The sequence below is a fragment of the Elstera sp. genome (genome assembly GCF_044372965.1).
In the GTDB taxonomy this organism is placed as follows: domain Bacteria; phylum Pseudomonadota; class Alphaproteobacteria; order Elsterales; family Elsteraceae; genus Elstera.
The window spans coordinates 1-8,581 of sequence record NZ_JBILQX010000155.1 but is presented as its reverse complement, the minus strand read 5'-3'; the positions used below and the strand labels follow the sequence as shown (position 1 = coordinate 8,581).

Genomic DNA, 8,581 nt, shown 5'->3' with positions numbered 1-8,581 from the left:
AAGCGGCTGGCTCCCTCGAACTCGTAAGAATACTACTGAAGTCGTCCCATTGATCAATGCAATTACGCCAATTGGCAAGATAAATGACATCCGAAACAAACATTGGGCGAATGGAGCGATTGCACATTTCTTCTGCAATGGAAATGATATGCAGAACGCTGGAAAAATGACTGCGATATTCTCGTCAGTACATTCGATTGGGCACGCTGGCGGCTACTTTGTCACCGAAGAAAATCTTTGGAAAGTTGGCGTTATGTTTACTGTTCGGCGTGTAATCGCAAGAACATGGCTGAACGATCGCGATCAGTTCCTGCAACCCTCACAGCCCCTTTCGGATGAATTTAAATCCGATTGCCTTGTTTGGATGCTGTTCAATGGCAGCAACCTCACAGCCGGGGCGGACGGGCTGCGCTGGAATGGTCAAGACTGGTCACTTACCAACCACTTCATTCCTTTCACAGAACGTGAGATCGGCGCGAAGGCGCGAATTGAGAGCGATTTCATGGTGCGCTATATGGCAGGCATGACATTATCACCTGAGGCTCAGGCCGTGATGAACGAAGGCCGCAAGCTGTTCCAGTATTTTCACGCGACCAGCTTTCCGAACAAGATCGGGCAGGAATATCAGCTGAACCGCGCGGATGCAGGTTGGTATCAGGTGCGCCGCGCGCTCGAAGCCTTCAGCGACACGCGGTTCACCGACTTTGACCCCTTTAAAGCGGCATATGCAGACCTATCCGCAAAACTGCGCCCACAGGTGTTCGAGCTTGGCTTTTTGCCTAGCTAGATAGGTTGGCGGTTCGAGGCCGCGTTCCGCCTGGGAAGACTGGATCACCCGCCACCGCGCCAAAATCGCCCGCCTGTCAGCCGAGATAACCAAGGCAGAAACCCAGATCGACATAATTGTTTACGGGTTGTTCGACCTGACCCCCGAGGAAATCACCCTTCTTGAAAGTGCGTGTGACTGTCTCGCGGCGGTATCAATTTCACGATGAAATAACGCAACCGCGCCTAGTTCACGGGGCTTACAACATATTCTCAGCTTGAAGGCTTTAAAATGGTGCTGCCGGACAGGATTGAACTGTCGACCTCTCCCTTACCAAGGGAGTGCTCTACCACTGAGCTACGGCAGCAGCGCCATGTATCGCCGGGATGCGAGAGGCATCGTTTGGCGTGGGCGGCTATTTAGCGGATGGGGTGGGGCTTGGCAAGAGCCAAAAAGCGGGGCTAGTGTGCGGCAGGCCGAAGGGTTTCGGTCTTTCGCCGCCCCGCCCCTTGCTTCTATTGAGTGCGTTATGAGCAAAACTCCTCCCGGCATCACGCCCGAAACCCAAGCGGCGCAGCAGGCGCGGGCCGAGCGGCAGGCGGCGGCGCTGCGGGCGAATCTCAAGCGGCGCAAGCAGCAGAAGCGGGGGCGCGATGACGCGGCGGAGGAAACCTTTGGCCCCGACGCGAGCGCTGACGCAACCCCCTCCGGCAGCGAAGGGTGAGCGCTTCGGCTTGATGCGCCCTCGCGCGTGCGATAGAAGCCAGAGGTTCAAGACTCTGGTGGTAAGGACGGAACGGGATAATGGCGATACTGTCGGATAAATGGATCCGCAAAATGGCGTTGGAGAAGGAGATGATCTCCCCCTTCGTCGAGCGGCAATCGCGCGACGGCGTTATTTCCTACGGCCTCTCGTCCTATGGGTACGACGCGCGGGTGAAGAATGATTTCAAGATCTTCACCAATGTCGATGCCGCCATCGTCGATCCGAAGAATTTCGACAGCAAAAGCTTTGTGGATCGGCAAACCGACGTGTGCATTATCCCGCCGAACAGCTTCGCCCTGGCGCGGACGGTGGAATATTTCAAAATCCCGCGCGATGTGCTGGTGATCTGCCTTGGCAAATCCACCTATGCCCGCTGCGGGATTATCGTCAATGTGACGCCGCTGGAGCCGGAGTGGGAGGGGGAGGTGACGATTGAAATTTCCAACACCACGCCGCTGCCGGCCAAGATTTATGCCAATGAAGGCATTTGCCAGTTTTTGTTTTTCCAGGGCAATGAGCCGTGCGAAGTTTCCTACGCTGACCGCGCCGGGAAATATATGAGCCAACGCGGCGTAACCCTGCCGCGCCTCTAACAGCCGCAAAATGAAGGAAGTTCCCGGTGGATAAGATCAGAGTGCGCGGCGGCAACGTCCTGAAAGGCACCATCGATATTAGCGGCGCGAAAAATGCCGCCCTGCCGTTGATGACGGCGGCGCTGCTCAGCGATGAAACGCTGACGCTGTCGAACGTGCCGCATCTGGCCGATATTTCCACGCTGCTCTCGCTGCTGGCGCAGCATGGGGTTGAGGTGTCGATGGATGGCAATGCCTCGGGCGGGCATACGGGCCGGGTGATGAACCTGACCGCCAAAACCATCACCAGCACCACCGCGCCCTACGATATTGTTCGCAAGATGCGCGCGAGCTTCCTCGTGATGGGGCCGCTGGTGGCGCGCTGCGGCCTTGCCCGCGTCTCCCAGCCCGGCGGTTGCGCCATTGGCGGGCGACCCATCGATTTGCACCTGAAGGGCCTCCAGGCGCTTGGGGCCGAAATCGAACTGTCGGAAGGCTATGTGGAAGCCCGCGCGCCGAAGGGGCTGGTTGGCGGGCGCTTCGTGTTCCCGGTGGTCTCGGTCGGCGCGTCGGAAAATCTCCTGATGGCGGCGGCGCTCGCTAAGGGCGAAACCGAGCTTGTGAATGTGGCGCGCGAGCCGGAAGTGGTCGATCTCGGGCACTGCCTGATGGCGATGGGCGCGAAAATCGACGGGCTTGGCACCGATACGGTGCGTATTCAGGGCGTCGACCGGCTGCACGCGGCCCAGCATCAGATTGTCGCGGATCGCATCGAAGCGGGCACCTATGCCATTGCAGCGGCGATTACCGGCGGCGATATTCTGTTGCGCCATGCCCATATCGATCATCTGCCGGTTTTCGTCGATAAGCTGCGCGAAGCGGGGGTGACGATCACCGCCGAGGCTGATGGGATGCGGGTTGCGCGCACCTCTGCCCCCCTGATCGGCGTCGATGTGATGACCGAGCCTTTCCCCGGCTTTGCCACCGATTTGCAGGCGCAAACGATGGCCCTGATGACCGTTGCGAACGGCGCGGCCATGATGACCGAAACCATTTTCGAAAACCGCTTCATGCATGTGCCTGAACTGGCGCGCATGGGGGCGAATGTTACCATTCACGGCTCCTCGGCCCTCGTGCGCGGCGTAAAACGCCTCACCGGGGCGCAGGTGATGGCAACCGATCTGCGCGCGTCCGTCAGCCTCGTGCTCGCGGGCCTTGCGGCGGAAGGCGAAACCATCGTTCACCGCGTTTATCACTTGGATCGCGGTTATGAGCGGCTGGAAGAGAAGCTAGCGGCCTGCGGGGCCGACGTGGAACGGGTGCGGGACGCGGGATGAGCACGCCCGGCCTGAAGCTGAAAGCCGTCGATTCGGCGGATCTCGAAATCCTCAGCGCCTGCTTGCAGGATGCGCTGTTGCCGGTGCTGGATTTGCATTACGACCGGGAGGCGCAGGAGTTTCTGTTCGCCGCCAATCGCTTTCGCTGGGAAGCGCCTGCCGCGCGCGAACGCGTTCACATGGCGGTGCGCGTGCGCGGCGTCACGGCGGTTCAGCATAAGGGCTTTAGCCTGAAGCAACCGGGTAAATTCCTGTCGCTTCTGGCGATGGCCTTTATCCCCGCCGAGGATGGCGGCCTGCTGTGGCTGCACTGCGCGGGCGAAACGCAACCGGCCTTGCGCCTGAGTGTGAAAAGCCTCGATCTTCTGGCCGAAGATTTCGGTGAGCCCTGGCCCTGCGCCTCGGTGCCGACCCATGACGATAGCGGCAAAGGAGCCGTGTAAATGGACCAACGACCGCTCGTTCTCGCCCTGCCGAAGGGCCGGATTCTGGATGAGGTTATGCCGGTGCTCGCCCGCATCGGCATCGAGCCCGAGGCGGATTTCGCCCGGGATTCGTCGCGCAAGCTGCGGTTTACGACGAATATTCCCGGCCTTGAAATCATCCGCGTGCGCAGTTTTGACGTGGCGACCTTTGTTGCCTTCGGCGCGGCGGAACTGGGGGTGGCGGGGTCGGACGTATTGATGGAGTTCAACTATTCCGAACTCTATTCGCCGCTCGATCTGGGGATTGGTCGCTGCCATATTTCGGTTGCCGAACCTTCGGCGCTGGTGGAGGCCGACGAGCCGCAGCAGTGGAGCCATGTGCGGGTGGCGACGAAATATCCCGAAATCACCAAAGCCTATTTTGCGGCGCGCGGCGTGCAGGCCGAATGTGTTAAGCTAAATGGTGCGTTGGAACTCGCCCCCACGCTCGGGTTGTGCGAGCGGATTGTGGACCTCGTTTCCACGGGGGCTACCCTGCGCGCCAATGGACTTGTGGAAGTGGCGCGGATTGCGGATGTTTCTTCACGGCTCATCGTCAACCGCACGGCGCTTAAAACCCGTTCGGACGAATTGACCGCCTGGATTGATCGTTTTGCGGAGGTTACCCGTGCCCGTGCGGCTTGATGCCCGAAGCCCCGATTTCGAGACCCGCTTTGCCGCGCTGCTGAACGACAAGCGCGAAACCTCGGTGGATGTCTCCAACGCGGTGGCGGCGATTCTGGCCGAGGTGCAGGCGCGCGGCGATGCGGCGGTGGTGGAGTATACCAACCGCTTCGACCGGGTGAATGCGCCCAATCTTGCCGTGCTGAAAGTGACCGCTGCCGAAATCGATGCCGCAGAAGCCGCCTGTTCGCCGGAGCTTCTAGCCGCGCTGGATTTAGCAGCCGCGCGCATTGCCGATTTTCACGCGCGGCAATCGCCGACCGACCTGCGCTATACCGATGCCTTGGGCGTCGAGCTTGGCATGCTGTGGCGGCCCGTGGCTGCCGCCGGGCTCTATGTGCCCGGTGGGCTGGCCTCCTACCCCTCCTCGGTGCTGATGAACGCGCTTCCCGCCAAAGTGGCAGGCGTGGAGCGCATCGTCATGGTGGTGCCCGCGCCCGATGGCGTGTTGAATCCGTTGGTGCTGGCGGCGGCGAAACGCGCGGGCGTGACGGAAATCTACAAAATCGGTGGGGCGCAGGCCGTGGCGGCGCTGGCCTATGGCACCGAAACCATCGCGCCGGTCGATAAAATCGTCGGCCCCGGCAATGCCTATGTTGCGGCGGCGAAACGCGCCGTGTTCGGGCAAGTGGGGATCGATAGCATCGCCGGGCCGTCCGAAATCCTGGTGGTGTCGGATGCTGAAAGCCCGCCCGAGTGGATTGCGGCGGACCTCTTGAGCCAAGCCGAGCACGATAGTAGCGCTCAATCCATCCTGATTACCGACGATGCCGCGTTTGCCGATGCGGTGGCTGCCGCCGTCGAGAAACTTCTCGAAACCCTGCCGCGCCGGGAGATTGCCGCCGCAAGCTGGCAGGCGCACGGCGCGATTATTCTGGTGGAAAGCTTCGATGCGGCCCTGCCGATTATAGACCGCATCGCCGCCGAACATCTCGAACTCGCCGTGGCCGATCCGCATGCACTCGCGGCGAAAATCCGCAATGCCGGGGCGATTTTCCTCGGGCGGCATACGCCGGAAGCCATCGGCGATTATATCGCCGGGCCGAACCATGTGCTCCCCACCGCCCGCAGTGCGCGCTTTTCCTCCGGCCTCGGCGTGCTCGATTTCATGAAGCGCACCACGCTGGTCGGCTGTAGCCCCGCGTCGCTCCAGGCGCTCGGCCCCTCGGTGCTGGCGCTGGCCGACGCGGAAGGCTTGCAGGCGCACGCGCTCTCCGTTGCCATTCGTTTGCCGGAGGCCACCCGATGAGCGCGGCGGACAATCGTCTGGTCGATGTCAAACTCGATGAAAAATCGGTTGTCCGCCGCAACCAGACGGTCGAGCACGAGCGCGCTATCGCGCTGTTCGATCTGATGGAAGAAAACAGCTTCGCGCTGATCGGCCACCCCGGCCCCTACCACTTGCGCCTTGGCATCGAAGATAATCGCCTGATCCTCGACGTGCGCAGCCCCGCCGAAGACCCGCTAGAGCGCGTGCAACTGCCGCTCGCAGGCTTCCGCTCGGTGGTGCGCGACTACTTCCAGATTTGCGACAGCTACTACACCGCCATCAAAACCCAAAGCCTCGCCCAAATCGAAGCCATCGATATGGGCCGTCGCGGCCTGCATAACGAAGGCTCCGAAATGCTGCGCGACCGGCTGCAAGATAAAATCACCCTCGATCATAATACCGCCCGCCGCCTGTTCACGCTGATTTGCGTGCTGCATATCCGGGGGTAGGACGGCGTGGGTTATGTCAGGGGCTTTGCCCCTCCCGACGTGCTTTGCGCGTCAAACGCGCGGGCATCCCCCAACCAAGGGGCTTGCCCCTTGGTGATCCCATTTTCTGTTTCAGAGATTAGTCTCGGTTTTCTGAGCAGGCTTCTGTTAATTACTGAATCGCGTTCCCCAAGGGCGCTGCCCTTGGGTGGGGGTTCGGGGGCAAAGCCCCCGGTCCTTGGCGAGTAAGGGCCCCCGATGCAATCCATCCTCAACGTTGCGCTGCCGGTTTTCGGCTTAATTTTGGCCGGATATATTGCGGCGAAGTTGAAGCTGCTGGGTGCGAGTTCGACGGAAGCTTTGAATAAGTTCGTTTATTACTTTGCGCTTCCGGCAATGCTGTTTCTGGTGATGTTCCGCGCGCCGTTGGAGCGGGTGGTGGACCGGGAGTTTTTGATCGCCTTTTGCGCGCCGCTGGGCGTGGTGTTTGTGATTACGGTCGTCTGGGGGCGGCTGGTATGGCGGCTGCGGCTGGCGGATTTGTCGGTGCAGAGCCTGGCGTCCTGCTATGGCAATGTTGGCTATATGGGGGTGCCTTTGGTATCGCTCGCCTATGGGCCGGAGGCGCTGCCCTATGTGATTGCCGCGACGATTCTAACCGGCTCGATCATGTTCGGCGCGGGGATTATGGGGGTCGAGGCCGATTTGCGCTCCGGCCAAGGCGCACTGAAAACCTTCGTCGGCGTGCTGGGAACCGTCGCCCGCAACCCGCTGATTGTGGCCCCAGCAGCGGGCGCGGCCTGGGCGCTCTCGGGCGTGCCCCTGTTCGGGCCGCTCAAAACCTTCGCCGAACTGATGGGCGCGTCGGCCAGCCCCTGCGCGCTGTTTGCCCTGGGCATGTTCCTTGCAGCCCAGCCTCTGCGCGGGGCCTTGGCGGAAGTGACCTGGCTGACCGTCCTAAAACTCGCCGTCGCCCCCATCGCCACCTATGTGATGCTGGTGATCCTGGGGGAAGAGCACAGCCTGGTCGGCCGCGTCGCCCTCCTGCTCAACGCGCTCCCCACCGGCGCGGGGGCCTTCGTGCTGGCGCAGAAATATGATCGGCTGGTGGCGCAAACCTCGGCGACGATTTTGGTTTCGACGATCCTGTCGGTGCTGACGGTGAGTGCGTTGCTGGCGGTGGGGTAATATACATCTAAAAATTTGTCATTCGTTGCGGGAAACCCTTAAACGAAGTAATCTAACTCAGGCGATTCCCAGCTATATGAGAGGGTCCAAGGTTGGCCGATAAAAGATATTCTGTCTTCATTAGTTCAACTTTTGAAGACTTGAAGGAAGAGCGGCAAGCGGTACAAGATTCGGTGATCCGTTCTGGAGATTTCCCAGTTCAGATGGAAACGTTCCCGGCAGCGGACGAAGATCAATTTGCATTTATACGATCCTTGATAGATAAATGTGATTATTATGTTTTAATAGTGGCGGGCCGTTATGGCTCCACAGATGATGACGGCATCAGCTACACCGAAAAGGAGTATCGCTATGCCATTACCCGCGATATTCCTGTACTTGCGTTGGTACATGGCGACCGAGGAAGTATCCAAGCGGGCAAAAGCGAAGCATCCCAAGAAGGTAAAGTGCGGCTTGCGGCTTTTATCTCGGATATTGAAAAAAATAGACTGCGAAAAACTTGGACGTCATGTGAGCAATTAAAGCTAGCTGTTCGTGAGGCGTTGGACCATGCAAAGGCAACTAAGCCTGCTGTAGGTTGGGTTCGAGGAGATACCATTGCAAGTGTTAAAATTCTAGAAGAACTAAACGAGGTTCGTAAAGAAAATGTTAAATATCTTGAAGCTGTCGGAAGTTTTGATATAAATTTATCCCTGCCTCCGATCCCATCTTCTGATGATACGATTTATGTAAATATTATTGGAATAGCAAAAAAAATTGATAACAGAATAATTTATGGAAGTAACGCAAAGATCGAAACAACATGGATCTCGATGTTTCCTTTATTTTATGAAAATATAACGTATAATATTAATAATTACAACGGCGAATTATCGTATCTTATTTACTCGGATGACTCTGCTGTACAAATTGGATCTGCTATTGCTAACCAGGTTGCGGTTATTGACGCGTCAGAATGCTTTAAGATTACAAAGGCCATGTTCAACCGCCTTTCAGCATACTACATAGAAGTAGGCTTAATGCTCCCATCAGGTTCTGAGGATGTATTCACGGAAGCCGCAAAAAAATTAGCAAGGCGTCATAGTATTTTGAGTTCTTCAATAAAT

10 protein-coding genes and 1 tRNA gene are annotated in these 8,581 nt (G+C 58.5%); 10 read left to right on the top strand and 1 reads right to left on the bottom strand.

Translation table 11 applies throughout. The features are described 5' to 3' along the window. A partial coding sequence (locus tag ACIQ36_RS15810) for a hypothetical protein (RefSeq protein WP_395831045.1) occupies positions 1-787 on the top strand: 787 nt, incomplete at its 5' end. A 271-nt stretch (positions 788-1,058) separates the two neighbouring features. On the opposite strand, the gene ACIQ36_RS15805 is transcribed toward ACIQ36_RS15810, so the two are convergent. Continuing rightward, positions 1,059-1,133, bottom strand: a tRNA-Thr gene (locus ACIQ36_RS15805). A 162-nt stretch (positions 1,134-1,295) separates the two neighbouring features. On the opposite strand from ACIQ36_RS15805, the gene ACIQ36_RS15800 reads away from it, so the two are divergent. The 9 genes from ACIQ36_RS15800 to ACIQ36_RS15760 form a co-directional block, all read left to right on the top strand. Further along, positions 1,296-1,490 carry a hypothetical protein gene (locus tag ACIQ36_RS15800; RefSeq protein ID WP_395831043.1) on the top strand — a complete coding sequence of 65 codons (195 nt, stop codon included), beginning with the start codon at positions 1,296-1,298 and terminating at the stop codon, positions 1,488-1,490. Positions 1,491-1,570: 80 nt separating this feature from the next. Continuing rightward, positions 1,571-2,125 (top strand): dCTP deaminase, encoded by a 555-nt coding sequence (gene dcd / locus ACIQ36_RS15795; protein ID WP_395831041.1) that lies wholly within the window; start codon positions 1,571-1,573, stop codon positions 2,123-2,125. Between the two features lie 26 nt (positions 2,126-2,151). After that, positions 2,152-3,441, top strand: coding sequence for a UDP-N-acetylglucosamine 1-carboxyvinyltransferase (gene murA, locus ACIQ36_RS15790; protein WP_395831039.1), 1,290 nt, complete (start codon positions 2,152-2,154; stop codon positions 3,439-3,441). Next, a complete protein-coding gene (locus tag ACIQ36_RS15785; RefSeq protein ID WP_395831037.1) occupies positions 3,438-3,884 on the top strand; it encodes a DUF2948 family protein in 447 nt (148 codons plus the stop codon). The genes murA and ACIQ36_RS15785 overlap by 4 nt, the downstream gene beginning before the upstream one ends. Further along, entirely contained in the window at positions 3,885-4,550 is a 666-nt protein-coding gene (hisG, locus tag ACIQ36_RS15780) for an ATP phosphoribosyltransferase (RefSeq protein ID WP_395831035.1), read from the top strand. Then, on the top strand, positions 4,534-5,838 hold the full coding sequence (gene hisD / locus ACIQ36_RS15775; RefSeq protein ID WP_395831033.1) for a histidinol dehydrogenase: 1,305 nt from the start codon (positions 4,534-4,536) through the stop codon (positions 5,836-5,838). Before hisG ends, hisD begins: the two co-directional genes overlap by 17 nt. Next, on the top strand, positions 5,835-6,308 hold the full coding sequence (locus ACIQ36_RS15770) for a UPF0262 family protein (protein WP_395831031.1): 474 nt from the start codon (positions 5,835-5,837) through the stop codon (positions 6,306-6,308). The genes hisD and ACIQ36_RS15770 overlap by 4 nt, the downstream gene beginning before the upstream one ends. Before the next feature lie 237 nt (positions 6,309-6,545). Further along, on the top strand, positions 6,546-7,475 hold the full coding sequence (locus ACIQ36_RS15765) for an AEC family transporter (protein ID WP_395831029.1): 930 nt from the start codon (positions 6,546-6,548) through the stop codon (positions 7,473-7,475). 92 nt (positions 7,476-7,567) lie between these two features. Then, positions 7,568-8,581, top strand: a 1,014-nt coding sequence (locus ACIQ36_RS15760) for a DUF4062 domain-containing protein (RefSeq protein WP_395831027.1), incomplete at its 3' end; no start/stop codon positions are given.

Bases quoted from the DNA above. Each gene is read 5' to 3' on its own strand.
- ACIQ36_RS15800 (WP_395831043.1), top strand. From the start codon at position 1,296: ATGAGCAAAACTCCTCCCGGCATCACGCCCGAAACCCAAGCGGCGCAG.
- dcd (WP_395831041.1), top strand. From the start codon at position 1,571: ATGGCGATACTGTCGGATAAATGGATCCGCAAAATGGCGTTGGAGAAG.
- ACIQ36_RS15765 (WP_395831029.1), top strand. From the start codon at position 6,546: ATGCAATCCATCCTCAACGTTGCGCTGCCGGTTTTCGGCTTAATTTTG.
- ACIQ36_RS15770 (WP_395831031.1), top strand. From the start codon at position 5,835: ATGAGCGCGGCGGACAATCGTCTGGTCGATGTCAAACTCGATGAAAAA.
- hisG (WP_395831035.1), top strand. From the start codon at position 3,885: ATGGACCAACGACCGCTCGTTCTCGCCCTGCCGAAGGGCCGGATTCTG.
- ACIQ36_RS15785 (WP_395831037.1), top strand. From the start codon at position 3,438: ATGAGCACGCCCGGCCTGAAGCTGAAAGCCGTCGATTCGGCGGATCTC.